General features: G+C 28.0%; 23 protein-coding genes, 6 tRNA genes, 1 pseudogene and 1 other annotated feature. Of the genes and pseudogenes, 5 read left to right on the top strand and 25 right to left on the bottom strand.

The genetic code is table 11. The features are described 5' to 3' along the window. Nucleotides 1–4: 4 nt before the first annotated feature. From OM90_RS06520 to OM90_RS06485, 8 genes are all read right to left on the bottom strand, one after another. Nucleotides 5–223 carry a hypothetical protein gene (locus OM90_RS06520; protein WP_058486096.1) on the bottom strand — a complete coding sequence of 73 codons (219 nt, stop codon included), beginning with the start codon at nt 221–223 and terminating at the stop codon, nt 5–7. Between the two features lie 140 nt (nt 224–363). Then, entirely contained in the window at nt 364–1,899 is a 1,536-nt protein-coding gene (guaA, locus tag OM90_RS06515; protein ID WP_058486095.1) for a glutamine-hydrolyzing GMP synthase, read from the bottom strand. A 192-nt stretch (nt 1,900–2,091) separates the two neighbouring features. Continuing rightward, on the bottom strand, nt 2,092–3,546 hold the full coding sequence (gene guaB / locus OM90_RS06510) for an IMP dehydrogenase (RefSeq protein ID WP_058486094.1): 1,455 nt from the start codon (nt 3,544–3,546) through the stop codon (nt 2,092–2,094). 150 nt (nt 3,547–3,696) lie between these two features. Next, nucleotides 3,697–4,209, bottom strand: coding sequence for a DUF6106 family protein (locus tag OM90_RS06505; RefSeq protein ID WP_058486093.1), 513 nt, complete (start codon nt 4,207–4,209; stop codon nt 3,697–3,699). A 106-nt stretch (nt 4,210–4,315) separates the two neighbouring features. Continuing rightward, on the bottom strand, nt 4,316–5,941 hold the full coding sequence (gene groL / locus OM90_RS06500; RefSeq protein ID WP_058486092.1) for a chaperonin GroEL: 1,626 nt from the start codon (nt 5,939–5,941) through the stop codon (nt 4,316–4,318). Between the two features lie 26 nt (nt 5,942–5,967). Next, entirely contained in the window at nt 5,968–6,255 is a 288-nt protein-coding gene (groES, locus tag OM90_RS06495; protein ID WP_058486091.1) for a co-chaperone GroES, read from the bottom strand. A 204-nt stretch (nt 6,256–6,459) separates the two neighbouring features. Next, entirely contained in the window at nt 6,460–7,212 is a 753-nt protein-coding gene (locus OM90_RS06490) for a DUF554 domain-containing protein (RefSeq protein ID WP_058486090.1), read from the bottom strand. An 11-nt stretch (nt 7,213–7,223) separates the two neighbouring features. Further along, the gene (locus OM90_RS06485) at nt 7,224–8,099 is read right to left on the bottom strand and encodes a DNA-3-methyladenine glycosylase family protein (protein ID WP_058486089.1); all 876 of its coding nucleotides are present in this window, start codon (nt 8,097–8,099) and stop codon (nt 7,224–7,226) included. Between the two features lie 671 nt (nt 8,100–8,770). Here OM90_RS06485 and OM90_RS06480 point away from each other — a divergent pair. After that, nucleotides 8,771–10,705 (top strand): annotated as a pseudogene (locus tag OM90_RS06480) (OPT family oligopeptide transporter). Nucleotides 10,706–10,782: 77 nt separating this feature from the next. Then, nucleotides 10,783–11,115 carry a PqqD family protein gene (locus tag OM90_RS06475; protein WP_058486088.1) on the top strand — a complete coding sequence of 111 codons (333 nt, stop codon included), beginning with the start codon at nt 10,783–10,785 and terminating at the stop codon, nt 11,113–11,115. 392 nt (nt 11,116–11,507) lie between these two features. Here the strand turns inward: OM90_RS06475 and OM90_RS06470 are convergent. The 11 genes from OM90_RS06470 to ispF form a co-directional block, all read right to left on the bottom strand. Continuing rightward, nucleotides 11,508–11,580: transfer RNA gene (locus OM90_RS06470), tRNA-Thr, on the bottom strand. A gap of 271 nt (nt 11,581–11,851) precedes the next feature. Beyond that, nucleotides 11,852–12,505, bottom strand: a complete 654-nt coding sequence (sigH, locus tag OM90_RS06465; RefSeq protein ID WP_058486087.1) for an RNA polymerase sporulation sigma factor SigH — start codon at nt 12,503–12,505, stop codon at nt 11,852–11,854. Between the two features lie 25 nt (nt 12,506–12,530). Then, nucleotides 12,531–13,052 carry an NYN domain-containing protein gene (locus tag OM90_RS06460; protein WP_058486086.1) on the bottom strand — a complete coding sequence of 174 codons (522 nt, stop codon included), beginning with the start codon at nt 13,050–13,052 and terminating at the stop codon, nt 12,531–12,533. A gap of 71 nt (nt 13,053–13,123) precedes the next feature. After that, the gene (gene rlmB / locus OM90_RS06455) at nt 13,124–13,879 is read right to left on the bottom strand and encodes a 23S rRNA (guanosine(2251)-2'-O)-methyltransferase RlmB (RefSeq protein ID WP_058486085.1); all 756 of its coding nucleotides are present in this window, start codon (nt 13,877–13,879) and stop codon (nt 13,124–13,126) included. A gap of 51 nt (nt 13,880–13,930) precedes the next feature. Beyond that, on the bottom strand, nt 13,931–15,532 hold the full coding sequence (locus OM90_RS06450) for a putative polysaccharide biosynthesis protein (RefSeq protein WP_058486084.1): 1,602 nt from the start codon (nt 15,530–15,532) through the stop codon (nt 13,931–13,933). Nucleotides 15,533–15,548: 16 nt separating this feature from the next. Beyond that, nucleotides 15,549–16,001 (bottom strand): Mini-ribonuclease 3, encoded by a 453-nt coding sequence (locus OM90_RS06445; protein ID WP_058486083.1) that lies wholly within the window; start codon nt 15,999–16,001, stop codon nt 15,549–15,551. 1 nt (nt 16,002) lies between these two features. Next, nucleotides 16,003–17,400: a cysteine--tRNA ligase gene (gene cysS / locus OM90_RS06440; RefSeq protein ID WP_058486082.1), complete on the bottom strand. Its 1,398-nt coding sequence runs from the start codon at nt 17,398–17,400 to the stop codon at nt 16,003–16,005. Continuing rightward, the gene (cysE, locus tag OM90_RS06435) at nt 17,387–18,055 is read right to left on the bottom strand and encodes a serine O-acetyltransferase (protein ID WP_058486081.1); all 669 of its coding nucleotides are present in this window, start codon (nt 18,053–18,055) and stop codon (nt 17,387–17,389) included. The genes cysS and cysE overlap by 14 nt, the downstream gene beginning before the upstream one ends. 58 nt (nt 18,056–18,113) lie before the next feature. Further along, nucleotides 18,114–18,329, bottom strand: a binding site (T-box leader). A 29-nt stretch (nt 18,330–18,358) separates the two neighbouring features. Then, entirely contained in the window at nt 18,359–19,822 is a 1,464-nt protein-coding gene (gltX, locus tag OM90_RS06430; protein WP_058486080.1) for a glutamate--tRNA ligase, read from the bottom strand. A gap of 27 nt (nt 19,823–19,849) precedes the next feature. After that, nucleotides 19,850–21,271: an HD-GYP domain-containing protein gene (locus OM90_RS06425; protein ID WP_058486079.1), complete on the bottom strand. Its 1,422-nt coding sequence runs from the start codon at nt 21,269–21,271 to the stop codon at nt 19,850–19,852. A gap of 253 nt (nt 21,272–21,524) precedes the next feature. Next, nucleotides 21,525–21,992, bottom strand: coding sequence for a 2-C-methyl-D-erythritol 2,4-cyclodiphosphate synthase (gene ispF, locus OM90_RS06420; RefSeq protein ID WP_058486078.1), 468 nt, complete (start codon nt 21,990–21,992; stop codon nt 21,525–21,527). Between the two features lie 121 nt (nt 21,993–22,113). Between ispF and OM90_RS06415 the strand changes: the two genes are divergently transcribed. The 3 genes from OM90_RS06415 (at nt 22,114) to OM90_RS12380 (ending at nt 24,483) form a co-directional block, all read left to right on the top strand. Next, entirely contained in the window at nt 22,114–22,851 is a 738-nt protein-coding gene (locus tag OM90_RS06415; protein ID WP_058486077.1) for a LytR/AlgR family response regulator transcription factor, read from the top strand. A 176-nt stretch (nt 22,852–23,027) separates the two neighbouring features. Beyond that, the gene (locus OM90_RS06410) at nt 23,028–24,329 is read left to right on the top strand and encodes a sensor histidine kinase (RefSeq protein WP_058486076.1); all 1,302 of its coding nucleotides are present in this window, start codon (nt 23,028–23,030) and stop codon (nt 24,327–24,329) included. Between the two features lie 22 nt (nt 24,330–24,351). Then, the gene (locus OM90_RS12380; RefSeq protein WP_084757988.1) at nt 24,352–24,483 is read left to right on the top strand and encodes a cyclic lactone autoinducer peptide; all 132 of its coding nucleotides are present in this window, start codon (nt 24,352–24,354) and stop codon (nt 24,481–24,483) included. Nucleotides 24,484–24,511: 28 nt separating this feature from the next. Here OM90_RS12380 and OM90_RS06405 read toward each other — a convergent pair whose 3' ends face one another. The 6 genes from OM90_RS06405 to OM90_RS06380 form a co-directional block, all read right to left on the bottom strand. Continuing rightward, the gene (locus OM90_RS06405; RefSeq protein WP_058486075.1) at nt 24,512–25,069 is read right to left on the bottom strand and encodes an accessory gene regulator ArgB-like protein; all 558 of its coding nucleotides are present in this window, start codon (nt 25,067–25,069) and stop codon (nt 24,512–24,514) included. A gap of 236 nt (nt 25,070–25,305) precedes the next feature. Next, nucleotides 25,306–25,379: transfer RNA gene (locus tag OM90_RS06400), tRNA-Met, on the bottom strand. Between the two features lie 18 nt (nt 25,380–25,397). Beyond that, nucleotides 25,398–25,470: transfer RNA gene (locus tag OM90_RS06395), tRNA-Val, on the bottom strand. 15 nt (nt 25,471–25,485) lie between these two features. Then, nucleotides 25,486–25,559 (bottom strand) — tRNA-Asp (locus OM90_RS06390). Nucleotides 25,560–25,567: 8 nt separating this feature from the next. Next, nucleotides 25,568–25,640: transfer RNA gene (locus tag OM90_RS06385), tRNA-Trp, on the bottom strand. A gap of 7 nt (nt 25,641–25,647) precedes the next feature. Then, nucleotides 25,648–25,719, bottom strand: a tRNA-Asn gene (locus OM90_RS06380). Nucleotides 25,720–25,728 lie beyond the last annotated feature (9 nt).

Genomic DNA, 25,728 nt, shown 5'->3' with positions numbered 1-25,728 from the left:
ATATTTATAATTCTTGTCTTTTACTAAAATTACTTAATAAGCATTCTTCATTTATGTTATGATTTAATAAATTAGTTAAATTATCTATTGCTTCTTCTTCACTGTCGTATATATTTAATACTCTACAAATATAAAATTTACCACTAGTATTTGAATGAATAATATAGCATCTTTTATATCCTTTAGTTAACTTATTTTTTATGTATTGAATAAACTTTAACATAATATTCATCCTTTCTTATTATGTTCAATAAATATAAATTACTGCAAATTCATAGAACTAATTCTCTTTTTTTAAAAAGCACTATTTAGTTATAATAAAAAACCTTCTTATCAAATTGATAAGAAGATTTAACTCATTAATTACTCCCACTCTATAGTTGCTGGTGGCTTACTTGTAATATCATATACTACTCTATTTACATGTTCTACTTCATTTACAATTCTATTTGATATTTTTGCTAATACATCATGGGGTATTCTAGCCCAATCTGCTGTCATAAAATCTGTTGTTGATACTCCACGAAGAGCTATAGTATAACTATAAGTTCTTTCATCTCCCATTACTCCTACTGAACGTAGATTTGTAAGTACTGCAAAGTATTGTCCTATTTCTTTATCTAAACCTGCATTTTTTATTTCTTCTCTGTATATATAATCTGCTTCTTGAAGAATAGCTATTTTTTCTCTTGTTATATCTCCTATAATACGAATTGCAAGTCCTGGACCTGGAAAAGGTTGTCTTGATACTAAAAATTCTGGAATTCCTAATGCACGACCTAGATTTCTTACTTCATCCTTAAAAAGATCTCTTAAAGGTTCTATTATCTCTTTGAAATCTACATAATCAGGAAGCCCCCCTACGTTATGATGGCTTTTTATTACTGCAGCATTTTTTGTTCCACTTTCTATAACATCTGGATAAATTGTTCCTTGAACTAAGAAATCTACTGTTCCTATTTTTTTAGCTTCAGCTTCAAATACTCTTATAAATTCTTCTCCAATTATCTTTCTTTTTGTTTCAGGATCTGTTACTTTTTCTAATCTTTTTAAAAATCTATCTTGAGCATTGACACGAATAAGATTCATATCAAATTCTTCTTTAAATACCTTTTCTACTTCGTCTCCTTCATTTTTTCTTAGAAGTCCGTGATCTACAAAAATACAAGTCAATTGTTTACCTACTGCTTTATGAATTAATACTGCTGCAACAGAAGAATCTACTCCTCCTGATAAAGCACAAAGCACTTTTTTATTCCCTATTTTTTCTTTTAATTTTTTTATAGATTCTTCTGCAAAATCTTTCATAATCCAATCTCCACTACAATTACATACATTATATAAAAAGTTTTTAATTATTTTAATTCCTTCTGGAGTATGCATAACTTCTGGGTGAAACTGAACTCCATATAAATTTCTTTTTATATCTGCCATAGCTGCCACTGGACAAGTATTAGTCTTAGCTATTACTTCAAATCCTTCTGGAGGTTCACTAATATAATAAGTATGGCTCATCCAACAAGTAGTTTTTTCTTCTACATTTTTAAATAACGGATTGTTTGTGCAAATATTAATATCTGTTTTTCCATACTCCCTTTGTTCGGCTTTAGCAACTTTTCCTCCTAGTATATACCCCATAAGTTGAGAACCATAGCAAATTCCCAATATTGGTATTCCTAAATTAAATAACTCTTTTTCTACCATAGGCGCTTTTTCTTCATAAACTACGCTAGGTCCTCCTGTAAAAATTATTCCTTTAGGCTTTTTTTCTTTTATTTTATTAAGAGAAGTATCATAAGGAAGTACTTCACAATATACATTGGCTTCTCTTACTCTTCTAGCTATAAGCTGATTATACTGTCCTCCAAAGTCCAATACTATAATAAGCTCGTGATTCATAATGTTCCTCCTAAATTTTATTTAACAAAATTATTACCTTTTTAACAAATATCATTACAAAAACTTGTTAATATAAATATCATACATGAGAAAAAATAGTATTGTCAAACATTATTATTAATCTTGTATAAAATGTTCGGACAATATTTAAATCCGGAAAGACTTTTGTCAATCCGGATTTAATATTATATTTTAATATTCTACGCTGTAATTAGGAGCTTCTTTTGTTATATGAATATCATGAGGATGACTTTCTTTTAACCCTGCTCCTGTTATTTGTACAAATTTACCATTTTCCATTAATTCAGCAATGGTTCTTGTTCCACAATATCCCATTCCAGCTCTAAGTCCTCCCATAAGTTGGAATATTGTATCTTCAACATATCCTTTATAAGCAACTCGCCCTTCTACACCTTCTGGAACTAGTTTTTTAGCATCTTGTTGGAAATATCTATCTTTACTTCCTTTTTCCATAGCAGCTAAAGAACCCATTCCTCTATATACTTTATATTTTCTTCCTTGATATAATTCTGTTTCTCCAGGGCTTTCTTCACATCCTGCGAACAAACTTCCCATCATAGTAACACTAGCTCCTGCTGCAATTGCTTTTACAATATCTCCTGAATATTTAATTCCTCCATCGGCTATAACAGGTATTCCATAGGGTTTTGCTGCTTGAGCACAATCATATATTGCAGTAATTTGAGGGACTCCCACTCCTGCAACTACTCTTGTAGTACAAATTGAACCAGGTCCAATTCCTACTTTAACAGCATCTGCCCCTGCTTCTATAAGATCTTTTGTAGCTTCCCCTGTAGCTACATTCCCAGCTATAATTTGTAAATCTGGATAAGCATTTTTTATTTTCTTTACCGTATCAAGTACTCCTTTTGAATGTCCATGAGCTGTATCAACTACTATCACATCAACTTTTGCTTCTACTAATTTAGATACCCTATCTAAAACATCAGATGTAACCCCTACAGCAGCTCCAACTAATAATCTACCATTATCATCTTTTGCGGAATTAGGATATTGAATTGTTTTTTCAATATCTTTAATAGTAATAAGTCCTTTTAAGTTTCCTTCCTCATCTACTATAGGAAGTTTTTCTATTTTATATTTAGATAAAATTTCTTTAGCTTCTTCTAATGTTGTTCCTTCTGGAACAGTTATCAAGTTGTCCTTTGTCATTACTTCTTCTATTTTTCTATTATGATTGGTTTCAAAACGCAAATCTCTATTAGTAAGAATTCCAACTAATTTACTTCCTTTAGTAATAGGAACTCCTGATATACGATATTTTGCCATTAATTCATTAGCTTCATATACATATCTATCCGGAGATAAAGAAAATGGGTCTGTAATAACTCCATGTTCTGAACGTTTTACTTTATCAACTTCTTCCGCCTGAGCTTCTATAGACATATTTTTATGAATAATTCCAATTCCTCCCTGACGTGCAACAGCAATAGCCATTCTAGCTTCTGTAACTGTATCCATTCCTGCACTCATTACAGGAATATTTAATTTTATCTTTTTTGTAAGTTGTGTTGATAAATCTACATCCTTAGGAAGAACTTGAGAATAAGCAGGTACTAAAAGAACATCATCAAATGTTATCCCTTGTTTAATTATTTTATGCATTTTTTGACCTCTCCTTAATTTTTTCGGTAAAGTGTACCAAAAGATTTTAACTTTGTCAACTATCTCTACACTAATATATAATATTTTTATAAAAATGAATAATGAGGCGCCATTAGCCCCTCTATATATTATATGTTAAATATTATATATTTATTTTTTTATATGTAATTTCCTTGGAATATAGTTTAAAATCCCTTTTAATATTTCTTCATTCGGTTCAAATATCATTTTTACTTTTTGATTTTCATACATAAATAAAGCTGCATAAGTATTTGATTTTACTTCTCCACTACTAAAATCTAAAATTTTTTCAAAATTACTAAGTTCATGTTCATAATTTTTATCCTCTACATGAGCCATTATTTCAAAATTTTTAACTGAAGTACTTAATACTCTTTTTCTACTGCTTTTATTAATAATTTTATCAATATCTAAATCTCCATTAGTAAAAACATATTCATATTCTATATTTTGTCTTTGGATAAACCAATATGCACCATATCCTGCTATTAAAATTAATATTATAAGTAATGTTAAATTTCTAATAATACTTATAGATAATAATATAATAAAAATTGCCCCCAAAATTATTAATCCACTTATAATTTTATCTTTTTTAGTTTTATTTTTATGAACTAATTGTTCTTTAAAAATATCTCCCATAATGACGCCCCTTTTGATTATTTTTAATATATGGTAACATAAAAAATTCTAAATATCAAGAAAACAGCTTGCCAAAATGGCAAGCTGTTTTCTTGCTACATTATTCTTACATCATTCCCATTCCTGGTGCTCCTCCTGCTGGGGCAGCAGGTTCTTTTTCAGGAATATCTGCTACAACTGATTCTGTTGTTAATAATGTTGAAGCAACAGAAGTTGCATTTTGAAGAGCACTTCTTGTTACCTTAGTTGGGTCAATTATTCCTTCATTAATCATATTTACATACTCTTCTTTAAGAGCATTAAATCCAATACCTTTTTCAGATTCTAATACTTTATTTACAATTACAGAACCTTCTAGTCCTGCATTAGCTGCAATTTGACGAAGAGGTGCTTCTAAAGCTTTAAGTACTATTCTTACTCCTGTTTTTTCATCTCCAGAAGTTTGTTCTTCTAATTTAGATACTTCTTTAATTGCATGGATATAAGAAGAACCACCACCAGCTACAATTCCTTCTTCAACTGCAGCTCTTGTAGCAGCTAAAGCATCTTCTATTCTAAGTTTCTTTTCTTTCATTTCAGTTTCTGTAGCAGCTCCTACTTTAATAACTGCTACTCCACCTACTAATTTAGCTAATCTTTCTTGTAATTTTTCTCTATCAAAATCAGATGTTGTTTCTTCTATTTGATTTCTAATTTGTTTTACTCTTGCATCAATTTCTTCTTTTTTACCATGTCCACCTATAATGATAGTGTTTTCTTTTTGTACTTTAACAGTTGATGCTTTACCTAACATATCCATAGTAGTTTCTTTTAAATCTAATCCAACTTCTTCAGAAATAACTTCTCCACCAGTTAAAATAGCAATGTCACGAAGCATTTCTTTTCTTCTATCTCCAAAACCTGGAGCTTTAACTGCTACACAATTAAATGTTCCTCTTAATTTATTAACTACTAATGTAGCTAAAGCTTCTCCTTCTACATCTTCAGCAATAATAAGAAGTTTTGCTCCTTGTTGAACAATTTGTTCAAGTAATGGAAGGATATCTTGAATATTAGAAATTTTCTTATCTGTAATTAAAATATATGCATCTTCAAGAACTGCTTCCATTTTATCCATATCTGTTGCCATATAAGGTGATAAATATCCTCTATCAAATTGCATTCCTTCTACTACTTCAAGTTCTGTATTCATTGTTTTAGATTCTTCTACAGTAATTACTCCATCGTTAGAAACTTTTTCCATAGCATCTGCAATAAGATTACCAATTTCTTCATCTCCAGCAGAAATAGCAGCTACCTTTGCAATATGTTCTTTTCCGTTAATTACTTGACTCATTCCTTTTATAACTTCAACTGCTTTTTCTGTTGCTTTATGCATTCCTCTTCTTATTATAATTGGATTTGCTCCTGCTGCAATGTTTTTAATTCCTTCTTTAATCATTGCTTGTGCTAATACTGTAGCAGTAGTTGTTCCATCTCCTGCAACATCATTAGTTTTTGTAGCAACTTCTTTAACAAGTTGAGCACCCATATTTTCAAATGGGTCTTCTAATTCTATTTCTTTTGCAATAGTAACACCGTCATTAGTAATTAATGGTGTTCCATATTTTTTATCTAAAACAACATTACGTCCTTTAGGTCCTAATGTTACTTTTACTGTATTAGCTAACTTATCTACACCAATTTCTAAGGCTTTTCTAGCTTCAGCTCCGAATTTAATTTCTTTTGCCATATCTTAATCCTCCTTTATTATATTTATTATTGTTCTACAATCGCTAAAATATCACTTTGCTTTAAGATTATATACTCTTCAGAATCAATTTTTACTTCTGTACCTGCATATTTAGAATAAATTACTCTATCTCCAACTTTAACTTCCATTTTAACTTCTTTACCATCTACTACTCCTCCAGGACCTACTGCTACAACTTCTGCTTCCTGTGGTTTTTCCTTAGCTTGATTTGGAAGAACTATTCCTGATTTTGTTTTTTCTTCAGCTTCTAACTGTTTAATAACAACTCTGTCTCCTAATGGTCTTAATTTCATTTTATGACCTCCTTCAAATTATGTACTTTTTCTATTTTTTCAATTTTATTAGCACTCATCATGATTGAGTGCTAATTACAAAATTAATATTAATAAAAGCACTAATATTATGCAAGGGGATTTTTACCTTGTATTATCCCCTTATATATTATTTCCATCATTTATTATAAGTATTCTCTGTTTTTCTTTCAATTACTCTTTATTTTATATAATATTAAAAATTTGTCCAAAATAAAAATTAATTTTTGCAATAATTTTTTGAATAAAAGGAAGATAATATATAAGAGGGATTAATATTGCAGGAAGTAAATTCCCAACTTTAATCTTTTTAATTTCTAACATATTTAATCCTATAGAAAAAATTAAAATACCTCCTACTATAGAAATTTCACGAATCATATCCACTGTCATATATGGTTCTATCCACTTTGCAAGTAAAGTTATACTCCCTTGATAAATAAGTACTGATATTCCAGATAGAGCTACTCCTATACCTAAAGTAGAAGATAGTATAATAGATGTAACTCCATCTAATATAGATTTTGCAAATAAAGTTTTATGACCTCCTTGTAATCCACTTTCTAATGCCCCCATAATTGCCATGGTTCCAACACAAAAAAGTAAACTAGCAGATACAAAACCCTGAGCTATGTTTGATTCTTTTTTTTCTTTTTGTATCTTTTTTTGAATTAAATTCCCTAATTTTTCAAGCCTTAATTCAATATTCCACCATTGTCCTAAAAGCCCACCTATAATAAGACTAATAATAAATAAAATTGGATGACTTCCTGGTTCTGTCATATTGCTGATAGTTCCAGATATTCCAATAAATAATACAGACAAAGAAATGCCTTGAAAAACAATATTTTTATATTCTTCTTTTAATCCATTTTTTATAAATATACCTAAAAAGCTTCCACAAAAAATAGCTAACACATTTACAATTGTTCCTATCATATAATTCTCCCCTATTTCCCAAGTTTTAGTTCTCTTGCATAATAAAATAAATACTGTTGTGCATAACCTGCTAATTCTCCAAAGTATTTTTTTGCAAAATTTTGAATATCTTTTAATTGTACATTTTGATTAAAATAAAAATATTCCATAACTCGTTTAACCCAGACATCTACAGGAAATGCTTCTCTCTTTCCTATACTAAAAAGTAAAACACAATCTGCAATCTTAGGCCCTACTCCTTTTATTTTCATCAATTCCTTTTTAGCTTTTTCGTAAGATAAATCTTTAAGATTTTCTAAATTAACTTCTCCATTTTTTATTTTTATACATGCATCTATTATATAAGGAGCTCTAAACCCTGCTTTACATTCTCTTATATCTTCTTCTGTAGCTAACATTAACTTTTCAACTGTTGGAAAAGTATAATACTCTTTATTTTCAATGCTAGAAATCGGTCTACCAAATCTTTTACTTATGTTCTCAACAATCTTTTTTATATGAGGTATTTGCTTATTTTGCGAAATAATAAATGAAATAAGGCATTCCCAAGGATCTTGATTTAAAATACGAATCCCTGGAGCAAATTTAACCGCATTAAATAAATATTTATCAATTTTTGCCAAACGTTGTTTAATTATATCATAATCTCTTTTTAAATCAAAGTAATCTATCCATAAATTCTCAAATTCTTTAATTGAAGTTGGATAAAAAATAATCTCATCCTCATTTTGTACAATGTTTAATACTCTTTTCTTGGCAATAACAATATAATTATGCTTAGCAATTTTGTAAAATCTAAAACACTGCCCACATTCTAATGTCTGTTCTATATCAAAACTACCTATTTTTTTAAGTATAACCTTATTTTCAACTTGTTCATAAAACATATTATTCTTCCTTCCTAAATATATTCATGAATACAAAGCAATTTATAAAGTAATATTAATGAGAAAAAAATTATACTATACCTCTTATGGTGTTTTTTTAAAAACTAAATGTCCTTTTTGTGCCCTTTATCATATTTTGAAAAAAGAAAATATTGAATTATAATTGCGTCTTCTTATATATATATAACGATATTTGTATAGAAACTAATAAAATGAACTTTTGTTTAAATCATTTTTATATACTTATTAATATTAACGAAAAATTTTTAAACAAAGACTAATACATTAATTTTACTCAAATTATAATTCCTATTCAACTTAAGAATTTTAAAAATTAGAAAAACACATCATTAGTTTACTGAAAAATTTAATTATAGATTTAAAAATGAGTCTTGTAAAACTCAAAATATTCTATCTAATAAGTGAATTTGAAAACTTTCTTGCATGAATGTTGAACATTAATATTTTAAAATTTATAATTATAAAATTTTCATTAGATATTTTTATTATAAAAAGAATTATATAAAATAAATATTTTTTATTTCTTTAAATAAATACAAAGTTTAAATTTTTTTATTATTTAAAAAAAGGATTTTTAAAACTTTTATAGAATTAAAAAATTAGTGCTAAATATATTTTATATTTTAATAAATTAATGGGGGGAATAAAAAATGGCACAAAAAGGATTACCAGATGGGGCATATAAGTTAAATAAAGGAGAAAAATATACTCCTTATATCCCATCTAATAAAATCATGCCTGAGTTTACTATTTTATCTATTGTATTAGGTGTATTATTATCTGTAGTATTTGGAGCAGCTAATGCGTATCTTGGGCTAAAAGTAGGCATGACTGTTTCTGCATCAATACCAGCAGCTGTTATTTCGATGGCTATAGTTAGAGTACTTCTAAAACGAAAATCTATATTAGAAAATAATATGGTTCAAACCATATCTTCGGCTGGAGAATCTCTTGCAGCAGGAGCAATATTTACTCTCCCAGCATTATTTTTGTGGGGAGAAAATCCTAGTGCCTTAACTATGACACTTATTACTTTATTTGGTGGTGCTTTAGGTATATTATTTATGATACCTGTAAGAAGATATTTGATTGTTCAAGAACATGGAAAACTACCTTATCCAGAAGGAACAGCTTGTGCTGAAGTTCTTGTTTCTGGGGAAGAAGGCGGAAAAGGTGCAAGACTTATATTTGCCGGTGGCGGAATAGGACTTTTATATAAATTTATAGGAGATGGTTTAAAACTTTTCCCAACTGAAATAGAAACTAAAATTAAAGGCTTTAGTGGAGCAGCCATTGGTATGGATGTATTACCTTCTTTATTAGGAGTTGGATTTATAATTGGTCCTAAAATATCTGCTTATATGCTTGCTGGTGGAATTTTAGGATGGCTAATACTTATACCAATGATTACTTTTATAGGAAATGATTTAACTAGTACAATTCTTCCAGCAACTGATTTAATTAAGGATTTAGGATATTGGGGAATATGGTCTAATTACATCCGATATATTGGAGCTGGTGCTGTTGCCACTGGTGGAGTAATTAGCTTAATTAAATCTCTACCTATTATGATTTCATCTTTTAAGGATGCTATGAAAGGATTTGGTTCTAAAAGTAATACAGCTAGTGAAAGAACCGATACAGATCTTAAAGGAAAATTTGTTATCATTAGTGTAATAGTTTTAATAGTACTTATGGCTATTCTTCCTATTATACCTGTTGGAATAATGGGAGCTATATTAATTGCAATATTTGGTTTCTTATTTGTAACTGTATCTTCAAGGATAGTTGGCCTTCTTGGAAGTTCATCAAATCCTGTTTCTGGTATGACAATAGCTACTCTTTTATTTACTACAATAATTATGAAAGCTACTGGTGCTTCTGGAAAACCTGGAATGATAGCAGTTCTTTGTGTAGGTGCTGTAATATGTACTGCTGCCGCTATTGCTGGAGATGCTTCTCAAGATTTAAAAACAGGTTATCTTTTAGGCGCTACTCCTTGGAAACAACAAATTGGTGAATTTATAGGAGTATTAGCTTCTGCAGTAGCTATTGGATTTATCATGATTTTATTAAATGACCAGTATGTTTTCGGTTCAAAAGAATTAGGAGCACCTCAAGCTACTCTTATGAAGCTTGTTATAGAATGAATTATGGAAGGAAATCTTCCTTGGAATCTCGTATTTATCGGAATTTTTTCATCATTAATATTTGAAGTATTAGGAATTTCTTCTCTTCCTGTAGCTATTGGATTATATCTTCCAATACATTTATCAACTCCTATAATGGTTGGAGGACTTATAAAAGGATCTCTTGATACTTTTATTAAAAAATCTGACGATAATAAAGTTAAAACTGAAAAAGGCGTATTATATAGTTCTGGATTAATTGCTGGAGAAGGATTAATGGGTATAATCTTAGCCGGCTTTGCCGCATTTAATGTAAATCTTGCTTTTGAAGGATTTCCATTAGGACAATTAGGCTCAATTATAATATTTACTTTATTAATCTTCTCATTAATATATATTGTTTTTTCAAAAAAATCATCTAAAAATATAAATGTAGATGAAAACACATCTGTATAAAAAATAAAGAAGGAATCTTAAATTTTCTTTAAGATTCCTTCTTTTATCTGTAATTACACATACTGTGGAGGGAAACAATGAAAAAATCTAAAAATATTCTTAATATGATACCTATAAAAAATGAAAGAATCCTTTGGGAAACTAAAAATGGGCTAGTAACACTTATAATATTAAGAAATCGTCCTTTTGATAAATTTATGCATAAAATATTTAAAACTCCTTTAAAAACTACTATTGAACTAGATGAAATTGGGTCATTTGTTTGGAATGAATGCGATGGAACTAAAACTATAAACGATATTGCAGAAAACCTTGAAGAAAAATTTGGAAAAAGAGTTCAGCCTGTTTTAGAAAGACTTTTAACATATATAAGAACACTTATTAATAATAGTTTTATCATATTGAAATAGAATAATATATTTAGACTATATATTATTAATTTTTAATGTTTATTTTATTTGACTTATTGACCTATCTTATCTGTCATAGTATTATATTTATAAATATAAATAACAAAAAACAGCAAACCAATAATTGATTTACTGTTTTATTTAACAATAATATTCACTCCATCGAGTGGGTTTTTAATTCAGTACTGTTCGCACTCCATCGAATGAGAACAAAATACTGTATTATTATACTCAAAAAAAATTTTTTTGTCAATGAAGAGGGATAGAAATTTATTTCATCTATTAAAATTAAACTATTTTTTGATGAAAAGGGTTAGTTGAAAATAAGGCACAGTTTAGGCACAAAACCGTTGCTTTTTTAGGCACATTTTCAACAACCCGCTTATTTACTAAGCTGCTAACGGGACTTGAACCCGTGACCTCCGCCTTACCAAGGCGACGCTCTACCTACTGAGCCATAGCAGCATAATATTAAATTTTACTCAACGCCTAAATATATTATCATTTTTTATTTCTTAAGTCAAGCATTTTATTAAATGGAAATCATACTCTAAGTTAAATTAAATCCTACATATTAAAAAAGGCTCTTTTAAAATTATAAATTTAAATTAAACTTAAGAGCCTTATTTATATGTTTAAGGATTTTTAATCTCATATATGACCTATCTCTATAATTTTTTGATATTATATTTACTTTTGTTACGAACCAATTATTTATGACACTAAAAATAATTTTTTAATTATATAATTTTTCTTTTATAAATTTTTCTAACTTTCTTTTTACCCTCTGAAGAGCATTATCAATAGACTTTATGTCTCTTCCCATCTCTTTAGCAATCTCATAATAAGCTTTCCCTTGAAGATATAAGGATAATACTTGACATTCAAGAGAACTTAATATTTCTCCCATCTTATTTTCTATTAAGGCTAAATTTTCTTGACCTATAAGAAGTTCTTCCGGATTTGAAATTTTCCCTCCTACAATAACGTCCATTAAAGTTATTCTTTCGCTTTCTCCATCAAATATAGGTTTATTAAGAGATATATAAGAATTTAAAGGGATATGTTTTTGACGGGTTGCAGCTTTAATAGCAGTAAGTATTTGACGGGTTATACATAGCTCTGCAAAAGCTTTAAAAGAAGATATTTTTTCTTCTTCATAATCTCTTATAGCTTTATATAAACCTATCATTCCTTCTTGAATAATATCTTCTTTATCTGCACCTATTAAAAAATAAGTCCTAGCCTTTGCCCGAACAAAATTTTTATATTTATTAATTAAATAATCAACTGCTTGTCCATCTCCTCTTCTTATTAAATCTATAATTTCTTCATCTTCTAATTCTTCATAAGATAATGTATTGTTGTTTTCCTTGATATTTAAACTCATTATACTACCACCCCTAAATTATGATTCATTTCCCTTTATTTCTTCTCATTTTTTCCATCCACTCTATGACTTCAGGCTTCATAAACGATTCTAATGTATTTCTTTCTACTTTATTTTTTTTAATATGTTTTTCTCTTATTATATTTTCTACTTGAATAACTTCATCTAATAATTCTCTTGCAGAAATTCTTGTAGCTCCCTTTCCTAAAATTATAATTTGCTCTAATCCATCTGAAGTAGCTACTCTGATTCTATAAGTTTGTCCAATTTCATGGGTGGTTCTTTCGATATAATTATCAGCTGTTTCAGCTTCTTTTGTAAATACAACATCTAGTTGATTATATTTATAAGTTTTTCCTATATTCCCTTTTACCTTGTGAGCATCAAATACGACAATTACTTTAATCTTTTTAAACCCTTGATAATTGGACATAATTTCTAATAATTTGTCCCTTGCCTGTTCAAGATTCTCTTCTGCTAATTCTTTTAAGTTTTCCCATGCATGTATAATATTGTATCCGTCTACAAGCAAATATTCAATGTCCAATTATCACCCCTCCTATATCTTGTATAAATAACATACATAATAATAACTCTTTTATTAAACTTTTAAAATCTTTACTTCATAAAATTTTTCTGTCTAACTATTTCATACATCAATATTCCTGCTGCTACAGAAGCATTTAAAGATGTAATTTGTCCATACATAGGAATTTTTACTATATAATCACATTTTTCTTTTACAATTCTACTTACGCCTTCTCCCTCACTTCCTATAACTAAAGCTATAGCTCCTTTTAAATCTGTGTTATACATTTCTGTTCCATCCATATCGGCACAGGCTATCCATATTCCTTGTTTTTTTAAAGCTTCAATAGTTCGTGCAATATTAGAAACTTTTGCAATAGGAGTATATTCTACTGCTCCTGCTGAAGATTTAGCAACTACTGCACTAATTCCCACAGCTCTTCTTTTAGGAATTATTACTCCATGGGCTCCTGATATATTAGCAGTTCTTATAATTGCTCCTAGATTATGTGGATCAGTTATTCCATCTAATATAATAATAAATGGTTTTTCCCCTTTTTGTCTAGCATTTTGTAAGATATCTTCTACTTCTACATATTTATAAGGTGATATATATGCAATTACTCCTTGATGTTTTTTAGTTTGTGATAATTCATCTAATTTTGCTTTAGCAACTGTTTTTATTACTATTTTTTTATTTTTTGCTTCTCCAATAATCTTTTTTATAGACCCTTCTATTCTTCCTTGTTGAATTAAAATTTTATCTATTTCTCTTTCTGTTCTTAATGCTTCTAATACCGCATTTCTTCCTTCTATATACAAGTTATTTTCTTCATATTTTTTCATATGAAAATCCTCTCTTTTTTAAATCTTTTTAAAATAAATTTACATAATTATCTAAGAACTAAAAATGTTAAATTTCTTTAAAATACTTAATATTTTGTTTCCCTGAGGAAGCATAGAAAAATCTTCTTCTGAAATAGCTCCTGTCATAATCAACATACTCACATATACTATAACTCCAACTAAAATTGAAGCTAAAGTAGAAATACTATTTCCAGTAAAACTACTTAATAATCTGTAAAATCCAAAAGTTACTCCTGTCATTATTAAAGCTGATATAGTTGGTTTTAAAATTACATGAGTAAAATTCAATTTAAATTCTCCATATTTCCTTACTGCTAAATAATTTAATACAGCAAATATACCATAGCCTACAATAGTTCCTATGGCTGCTCCATTTATACCTAATGGTCCTGGAACTAACATATAGTTTATAATCCCTTTTCCTATAGCTGCAATAACTAAATTTACCACCGGTATATATAAATGTCCCATTCCTTGAAGAATTCCTGTTAAAGTTTGTCCTAGTATTATAAATACCAGACTTATACTCATTATAGATAAAACTTCTGCTCCTGCATCATATTTCCCATAAATTAAACTCATAGCAGGTTGAGCTAACACACATAAACCTGCTGCAGAAGGAAGTCCTAATAAAAGAGCAAATCTTGTTCCTAATTCTATTTTATCTTTTAATTCTTGTTTATCTTTTTTTTCTACGGCTTCTGCTGTAGCTGGAACTAACCCTACAACTAATGCCATAGCAAGAGCTAAGGGAATACTAATAAATGTAGAAGCTTTTCCCATCTGTCCAACTAAATCTGCAGCGTTACTTCTTCCTCCATAAATTAGCCTCTTAACTACCAAAGCAGAATCTACACCATTCATAACAGAAAGAACAGAAGCTCCAATAGAAATAGGAAAAGTAATCTTTATAATATTTTTAGATACATTAAAAAATGTTATATTTGTATTGGTATTTTTTGATTCTTTTACTTTTTTTAAAATATCTTTTCTTTTCTTTAAATAAGTCCATACTAAAACAATGGTTCCTGCTACCCCTCCTGCTACTCCTCCAAAAGCTGCTCCTCCTGCTGCAATTGCAACTCCATATCCTAATTTCATAATAATATATGCAGCTCCTAAACCTATTATAGTTCTTGAGAAACTTTCAGCAATTTGAGAAGTAGCTGTTGGAAACATTTCCTGCATCCCTTGAAAGTATCCTCTAAAAACTCCCATAATTCCTATGAAAATAGGACTTAGAGCAAGTCCCCAAATAGAATATTTTACCTCTGGAAACCAATTTTGAGACTCAATAAGCCAATCTGCTCCAAAAAACATAAATAATGTAACTATTCCACTAACCATAAAAAGTAATAAGAGAGTATACTGAAATACTTTATGGGCTTCATAATATTTTTTATGAACTAATTTGCCAGATATTATTTTGGATATTGTTGATGGAATTCCCACATAAGAAATAGAAGTCATCATAGTATATATGGGATATGGTATTTGATAATATCCAAGTCCTGTATCTCCTATTAAATGGGTTAATGGTATCCTAAAAAAAGCACTTAATATTTTTGCAATTATTCCTCCAATTGAAAGAATTATTGCCCCCTTTACAAATTTTTTACCGTGTTCTGACATTGTTTTTCCTCCAACTCTATCCTTGTGACTTTTTAATTTCTATTCCTAAATTTATAAGATATTGCAATCTATCTATTTTTCCATCTAAATATAAATATCCACAAAGTGCTTCTAATCCAGTAGCATATTTATAATCTAATAAATCAGCATTTTTAGGAATTGTAGAAGATTTTGCATTTCTTCCTCTTTTAAATACCGCTATTTCTTCTTCTGTAAGATATGATTTTATATTATTATACATGGCAGCTTGAGAAGAAGCCTTTACATACTCTTTTGCTTGCTTATGGAGTTTATTAACTGGAGCATTCCCCTTAGATACTATTTTTGTCCTTATAAACATTTCAAATACGGCATCTCCTATATATGCTAAAACCAAGGGAGAATACTCCCTCGGATTTATTTTACATTCATTATTTAATTTTGTAAAAAGTTTTTTTGTATTATATGTGTTTTCTGTATTATTTTTCATATTATATCCTCTTCCATTTAACTCCTTGTGGAGTATCTTCTAGTATAATACCTCTTTCTTTTAAATCATCTCTAATTTTATCTGCTAATGCCCAATTTTTTTCTTTCCTTGCTTTTTGTCTCTTATTTATTAATTCTTCTATCTCTTTATCTATTATATTTTCCTCTTCTTTTTCTAACAATCCTAAAATATTACATAAATTAATAATTTTTTCCTTAATAGTAAGAGCAAATTTCTTAGAAGATTTTGAATTAGCGTGGATATTAGTAAATCTCACTAATTCAAAAATCACTGATATAGCATCAGCTGTATTAAAATCATCCTCCATAGCTTCTTCAAATTTTTTAACAAAAGATTCTATTTTATCTATTAGAGAAATTTCTTCTTCTAACATATCGTCTTTATCAGCATGATTTATTATATGATCTAAATTTAAAACAGCATTTTTTATTCTTTCTAAACTACTTTGAGCTGATTCCATAAGCTGTCTACTAAAATTAATAGGACTCCTATAATGGGCAGAAAGCATAAAAAATCTAATCACTTCATATGGAAATTCTTCTGCTACTTCTCTTAGAGTAAAAAAATTACCCTTAGACTTTGACATTTTTTTATTATCTACATTAATAAATCCATTGTGCATCCAATATCTTACAAAAGGTTTGCCGTTAGCAGCTTCACTCTGAGCTATTTCATTTTCATGATGTGGGAAAATAAGGTCTTCTCCTCCTGCATGAATATCAATAGTATCTCCTAAGTATTTCTTAGCCATGGCAGAACATTCTATATGCCATCCTGGCCTTCCATCTCCCCAAGGACTTTCCCAAAAAGGTTCTCCTTCTTTTTTTGGTTTCCATAAAACAAAATCCATGGGATGCTTTTTATTTTCATTTATTTCAATTCTAGCTCCAGCTTCTAGGTCTTCTTGATTTTTATGAGATAATTTACCATAAGATTTAAAGGCCTGGGTATCAAAATATACAGTTCCTTCAACTTCATATGCAAAACCTTTTTTAATTAATTTTTCAATCATAGCTATAATCTCAGGAATTTCTTGAGTTACTCTTGGATGTACTGTAGCTTTTTTTACATTAAGTCCTTCTGCATCTTTTAAAGCTTCAGCTATATACTTTTCTGCTATTTCCATTGCTGTCTTATTTTCTTCATTTGCTTTTTTTATAATTTTGTCATCTATATCTGTAAAATTTTGAACATACTTCACTTCATAACCCTTATATTCAAAATATCTTCTTACTGTATCAAATATAATATAAGGTCTTGCATTTCCTATATGAATATAATTATATACTGTTGGTCCACATACATACATTTTAATAGTATTTTTTTCTAAAGGAATAAATTCTTCTTTTTTCTTAGTTAATGTATTATAAATTTTCATTTTTCTCACTTCCTTTTGAATTTTTTTCTAATTGAGCTAATTTTTCTTCTAATATTTCTATTTTTCTACGAAGTTTACATATTTCCATCTGTATGGGATCAGGCAGTTTTATTTGATCTAAAGATTTACAAGGATCTATTTTTTTATCATCTCTTTTTACAATTCTTCCTGGCACTCCTACACAAGTAGAATTTGGGGGAACTTCGCTTAATACAACTGTACCAGAACCTATCCGAGCGTTATCTCCTATTTTAAATGGTCCTAATATTTTTGCGCCTGCTCCGATCATCACATTATTTCCTATAGTAGGATGTCTTTTCCCTTTTTCTTTTCCTGTTCCTCCCAAAGTAACTCCTTGATATATTGTTACATTATCTCCTATTTCACAAGTTTCTCCTATTACAACTCCTATTCCATGATCTATAAATAATCCTTTCCCAATCTTTGCTCCAGGATGAATTTCTATCCCTGTTAACCATCTAGATATTTGAGATATAAATCTTGCTAAAAAATACCATTTTCTTTTATATAATTTATGTGCTACTCTATGAAATAAAATAGCATAAAAACTAGGATATAAAAATATCTCTATATTTTTTTTAATAGCAGGGTCTCTTTCTCTAATTACTTTAATTTCTTCTTTTATAAATCTCATATATTTTTAGCTCTCCCTCCCTCTTTTATTATTCCATAACAAAAAAACTTCATCTCTTTTCAGAGACGAAGTTCATCCGCGGTTCCACTCTGTTTAAAGCTTAACGCTTTCTACTCAAAACATATTAACGGTATGTCTCCGAAATGAACTACTATATTTCATTCATTTAGCTCCAGGATGCACTTCATTCTCTTGCTACTTTAAAACCACTCTCAGCTTATGTGATTTCTCTCTGTAAAGACAAGAGAACTACTCTTCCTATCATAGCTTTTATATATATTTAATTTTAATACTTATAGTATACTATAATAAATTTTCTATGGTATAATTTATTCTATTTATTACTTTATCTTTTCCTAATATAGATATTACTTCATATATATCTGCTCCATGACATTGTCCACTTAAAGCAACTCTAATAGGCATAAATAAATTTTTACCCTTAATTCCTGTTTCTTTTTGAATAGATTTTAAAATATTTTTAACTTCTTTAGAAGATAATTCATCTACACTATTAACCTTTTCTTTAAGTAATAAAAGCATATCCTTTACATGTTCAAGTTTTAACATAGCCTGTGCTTCTTCATTTTCTGGTTCTATTTCTTCTTCAAAAAATACTTTGACATGCTCTGTAATTTGTTCTAAATAATCAAATTTTTCTCTTGTAGCATTTACCATTCTTTCTATTAAAGGACGTTTTTTAACTGCTTCTTCTTCTGTTATAAAACCTGCTTTCACAATAAATGGAATAGCTAAATCTGTAAGTCTGGAAATATCTGCTTCTCTTATATATTTTCCATTTATATAATTAAGTTTATTAATATCAAATACAGCAGGATTTTTTGTCACTCTATCTATTGAAAACATTTTTTCTAATTCTGATAAACTAAAAATTTCTTCTTCTCCTTCTGGAGACCAACCAAGAAGAGCAAGAAAATTAACTATAGCTTCGGGAAGATATCCTTTATTCCTATATTGATCCACATGGGTTGACCCATGACGTTTACTCATCTTACTCCTATCTTCCCCAAGTATCAAAGAAACATGAGCAAATTTAGGAACTTCAAAGCCTAAAGCCTCATAAATTAAAATTTGTCTTGGAGTATTGGATAAATGTTCTTCTCCTCTTATTACAGTTGTAATTCCCATTAAATAGTCATCAACAACTACTGCAAAATTATATACTGGTATCCCATCGGATTTTACAATTATAAAATCTCCAATACCATCACTATCAAATTCTACATCTCCTCGAATTTGGTCATGAACTACTATTTTCTTTCCTTCAGGAACTTTAAATCTTATAACTGGCTTTCTTCCTTGTTTTTTATATTCTTCAATTTGTTCTTGAGTTAAATTTCTACACTTCCCTGTATACTTCGGAACTTCATTTTTTGCTCTTTGTATTTTTCTTTGTTCTTCTATTTCTTCTTCACTACAATAACAATAATATGCTTTGCCTTCATCTAAAAGTTTTTTAATAAATTTATCATATAAATTTATTCTTTCCATAGAACGATAAGGCCCATTTTCTCCTCCTACTTCAATTCCCTCATCCCAATTAATACCAAGCCAATGAAGATCTTTTATAATAACTTCTTCAGATTCTTTTGAAGAACGAGCAAGATCTGTATCTTCTATACGAACTAAAAATTTACCTCCTGTTTTTTTAGCATACAAATAATTAAATAATGCTGTTCTTGCACCTCCAATATGCAAATATCCTGTAGGACTTGGTGCAAATCTAACCTTTTCTATTTTATTCATGTAAATTTCCTCCTATTAACTTTTTGTTTATGCTTTTATAGTAATATTTTTATTTTCTTTTAAATATTCTAAAAAAATATTAACAACATATTCATCAAATTGACTCCCTTGATTTTCAACTAAAATATTAGCTGCTTCTATAAAATCCATACCTTTTCGATAAGGTCTATCCGAAGTCATTGCATCAAAAGCATCTGCCACTGCAATAATTTTAGCTTCTAAAGTAATTTGATTATCTTTAAGTCCTTCTGGATATCCTTTTCCATCAATGCGTTCATGATGCTGTTTTACATAAATACTTATATCTTTAAGAGCAGGAATATCCTTAATAATTTCATAACCCTTTAATGGATGAAGTTTTACAACTTTAAATTCATCTTTTGACAATTTATCAGGCTTGTTTAATATATCATCAGGTATACCTATTTTACCAATATCATGAAGAACAGCTGCTATTTTTATCTTTTCTAATTGATTGTTTGAAAAGTTCATCTTTTTAGCAATTTCTACACAATACTCTGTAACTCTATCAACATGACCTTTAGTATATGTATCTTTTACTTCAATTGCATTAGCAAGTACTTTTATTGTATCCACAAACATTTTATTTATATCTTGATAAAGCTTTGCATTTTCTAAAGCAATTCCTAATACATTTGAATAACAGCTAAACAAATACTTTTCATTTTCATCAAAATATTCACTTAATAAAATAATAATTGCTATTATTTCTTTTTTATTGTTGAAAATAGGGATTATTGCCAAAGATGAGATCTCTTTGTTTAGCTTACTTTTAATTACTTTATGCAAATTTATTTTTTCTTCTATTCTAGAATAAATATATACATCATTTATAGATAATTTATGTCTTAGATAACCTTCTTTATTTATAAATCTTTTAAATAAAGGATAAATAATAGAGTGTATACTATTATTTTTATAATATACATCAATTAATTTGAAATAATTTGACTTTGTTGATATTAAAACTAATCCAAAAGAGCTATTTGTAAAAGATGCAATATCTTTTAGTCCAAATTTCAACAATTCATATTTATCAAAAATTGAAGTAACTTCTTGGCTAAATTGAAATAAGTTTTTTAATTCTTCTACTTTTTTATTAAGTTCTAAATTTATTCTTTCGATTTCTTCTGTATAAGCTTTAAGTTGTGAATGTGCTGCTTCTATTTCTGATTGCCTATTAAATAACTCTTTATTTTTACATTTTAACTGTTTTGTATATTTTATAATTTCCATTTCATCTTCTTCTAACTGTAATTCCTTTTCGTAAAGCATTGAAAGTATATTATTTAATTTATTTTTTAAAATCTTTATACTCCCTGTATAAGTTCCTTCAATTAAAAAATTTTTTTTATTTTTATCTTCTTTTAAATATTGGCTTATCAAAGATATCTCATCTAAAAGGCAATCCAATTCTTCTTTTAGCATATATTACTCTCCCTTAATTATACATCTAGTAGTTTTTTATATAAAAACGTTTCTTAAAATTTTTATAAATATATTAGATATAAAATATTTTTATCCCGGCTTTTAGCTTGGATTACCATCTTTTCATTATATCGTAACACATATAAATATAGATATGATTATTTTTATATTTCATTAATATTTTCTAATCAATATTATTTACTTCATTTTATCATTATACTTACTGTGTTTCAATGGCTAATCATAATCATTTTCATCCAATTAAACATATAGCATAAGATGCTATTCCTTTTTCTTCTCCTGTAAAACCTAATCCTTCTTCAGTTGTAGCTTTTATATTTATCTGATCTACATTAATTTCTAACACGTCAGCAATATTTTTTCTCATATCTTCAATAAATGGAGCCATTTTAGGTTTTTGTGCAATTATAGTTGAATCAATATTATATATAGAAAATCCTTCTTTGTCCAATATATTTTTTACTTCCTTTAATAATTTAATGCTTGATACTCCTTTATACTTATTATCTGTATCTGGGAAATGTTTTCCAATATCCCCTTTTGCCGCAGCTCCTAAAAGTGCATCCATTATAGCATGTAAAAGAACATCTGCATCTGAATGTCCTAAAAGCCCTTTTTTATAAGGAATAGTTACTCCTCCTATAATTAATTTTTTGTTATCTACTAAACGATGTACATCATATCCCATACCAATTCTCATAACCAAGCTCCTTTTTTAATAAATTTATATTTAAACATATTATATGAATTATTGAGATTTTTTTACAAGTATTGTATACTTTAATATGTATTATATGTATATTATACTCGGAGGGATTTTTTTGAAACCAAAAATTTTAATCTGTGATGATAATATTTTAGAAAGAAAAAATTTAATTGATTTTTTAAATGAACTTAAATTTCCTCTAGATATTTATGAATCTGCTAATAATAAAAAAATTTTAAATATAGCTCAAAATCAAAAACTTGATATTATTATTACTGATATTATAATGGAAAAAGTAAATTCAATGGAAATTATAAAAAAAATTCAAGAAATTAATCCATATATATATATAATATTTGTAACCGCATATAAAGATTATATAATGCAAGCAGTTACTGAATTTCACTGTTATGATTATATATTAAAACCAGTTAATAAAGAACATTTTCAAAATACAATAAATTTAATTATTAAAAAACTTAAAAAAGAAAACGATAATTTAATTAAAGAAAAACCAAAAAAATTAATAATTCATTATAATAATCAATCATTTATAATACCTATAGATACTATTCTTTTTATTGAGCAGCAAAAATATCTTTCTATTATCCATACAACTAATGGAATATATAAATGTGTATCTACTTTAGTAAATTTATATAATGAATTAAATGAAGACTTCTTTTTAAGTCATAAAAGTTTTTTAGTTAATATGCAAAATATTTCCCATGTATCTTATAATAGAAAAAGCTCAGGAGATATATTTTTTTATAATTATGATAAATCTGCCCTTTTAAGTACTCGTAAAAAATCAGAATTAAGGAAACTTTTAACAAAGTATAAATTAAAATAAAATTCGACTTTTTTCTTGTTGATTGATATTATAAAATAATAAATGCATTAAAATAAATAAGATTTTCTTTACTTAACAGGAATCTTTTGTAAAATAATTAATATCATTTATCCAATTTCTCTTTTATTTTTATTTAAAATATTTATAATTAAATTAAACAAGTTAGGAGTGCAACAATGTTTATATTTTCTCTACTTCAATTAATTGAAGGTTTTGCTCTTTACCTAATTATTACCACGTTAGCAGGATTGAAAGGCAAAATATCTTTGTTAAAAATTGGATTTCTTTCTATTTTACATGGAATAATATATTACATTGTTAATGACATTTTTCCTTTTGGTATTCACGGAATCATTTTAATAATATTATCTATTCTTATTAGTTCATTAGTATTAGAATTAGATTTTGTTTTATCTTTAATTAGTACAATTATATCTATTTTAATTATTATAACATTAGATTTTATTTTAACCATGTGTTTTTTATCATTTTCTCATTTAAATATTAATAAATTTATGAACAATATTTATATGAGAAATTGGTTAACCTTTGTTATGCAAATAATTTTTTTAATAATTTCTATCTTAATATATAAAAAGAACATTAATATACCTAAAAAATTTTTCCTTAATAAAAAAACAAGCCTTTTAATTTCTTCGCTCTTTTTCATTATATGTATTTTTGCAATTTTTACATCAATTATTAGTATTTATATTGAAAGTTCTGCATTCTCAAAAATATATATATTTTTAGTTATTACTTTTATTTCTTTTTCATTAATGATCTATAAATTAAATCAATATATTATCTCTATGACAGCTAAAGAAATACAATTAGAAGATCAAAAAATATATATTGAATATATTAAAGAATTAATGAGTCATTTAAAAGCTCAAAGACATGAATTTATTAACCATATTAATGTATTATATGGCCTTGTTCAAATAAAAGACCTAAAACGTTTAGAAGCAGCTAAAGAATATATTGAAAACCTAAATATTACTATTCAAACTACATCCCATATTATGTCCACAGATGAACCTGTTGTTTCTGGACTCCTTTTTACAAAGACAGCTATTGCAGAACAGAATAATATTGAAATGGATGTACATATAGTAGATAAAATTACTGATACCCCATTATCACTTACAGAAATTTCTATAGTGCTTAATAATCTTATAAATAATGCCATAGAATTTTCACAAACCCTTCCTGAAGAAAATCGTTACATATCTATTGAAATTATGGGGGATGAAAAAAATATTTACATAGACATTTGTAATGAAAACAACGGACAACCTATACCTGATACAGATATTATTTTTAAAAAAGGCTTTTCTACTAAATCCCTAAATAAAGATTCTAGGGGATTTGGTTTATATAATGTAAAAAGCATTATAGAAAAGCACCATGGCACAATTAAAGTAGACTCTGACTTGCAAGAAACTAGTTTTAAAATCACTCTACCAAAAAAATAATTTTATTAATGGAGGGGTTTTTATGAAAAAAAATATGCCATCTATTTTAAAGTGGATTGGAAGTGCTTCCCTTGTTTTTGCTGGAATGATGTCTAATGCTGCTTGCTTTATCTTTCTTTCTCAACCTAAATGCCCAAAATCTTTACAAAAATAATACAAAAAAATAACAGGTCTAAGACCTGTTATTTTTTTGTATAAACCATATATAAAATACTCAAAGCCTCAATAAATATAACATTTATACCTATGTATTTCCATGGACTAGAAAATATATAATATAATACAAAAATCCAAAATATTAATACACCAAGAGCTATAATATGTATTTTTTTTCTTCTTATTTGACTAATTATTGGTTGATTTTCATGATCAGCAGGAGCAAATATATATATTATTATAAATGCAATTATCCCTTGAATAAAAAATAAAATATTACTTTGAACATATAATCCAAATAAAATACTCAAATATATAATTATTGCAGTAATTATAAAGCATCTGAAATAACTATTAGCATGATATCCTCCAGCCCAAATCCTAAGAGAACTAAATATTACCATTGCCAATAAACCATACTTAAAATGTCCTGTTAAAATTAAAATTATACACATCAAGAATATTTTTAATGTTTCACTTATAAATCCTTGTAGTCCATATTGAATTTGCCTAATTTGAGTATGACTATAAAGTTGTTTCTTATACATACTATAACATATCATCGCCGCTAATCGATCAATCATCTTATCCCCTCTTTAAAAATTTTTATATTTAGTAATTATATGTATATAATACAATAATTACAAGAAAAAAGCTAGTGTTTATGTTAATTTTTTATTTATTGTATTGTTTTGTATTATATGATAAAAAAATATTTTTAAAAATTATATTAAAAAATAATGGGGTAGGACTTTAATTATCCTACCCCAATTAATAAATATAAAATAAAAGCTAGCATTAAAGCTAACTTTTTTATAGATAGCGGAGGACGGAATCGAACCGCCGACACTACGGGTATGAACCGTATGCTCTAGCCATCTGAGCTACTCCGCCATATTTAATTGTATATAATGGGCGCAACAGGGCTCGAACCTGTGACCCCCTGCTTGTAAGGCAGGTGCTCTCCCAGCTGAGCTATGCGCCCAAAAATAAAATATGACGACCCAGAAGGGACTCGAACCCTCGACCTTCGGCGTGACAGGCCGACGCTCTAACCAACTGAGCCACTGGGCCATATATAACAGGGGCAGCAGGACTCGAACCCACGACATTCGGTTTTGGAGACCGACGTTCTACCAACTGAACTATGCCCCTATATCAACTCCCCGAGTAGGATTCGAACCTACGACCCTCCGGTTAACAGCCGGATGCTCTACCGCTGAGCTATCGAGGATCATATTCT

This window comes from Defluviitalea phaphyphila, from assembly GCF_001466305.1.
Classification (GTDB): Bacteria; Bacillota; Clostridia; order Lachnospirales; family Defluviitaleaceae; genus Defluviitalea_A; species Defluviitalea_A phaphyphila.
Note: the sequence above shows the minus strand (reverse complement) of the source record. Positions and strands in the feature narration are given on the sequence as shown.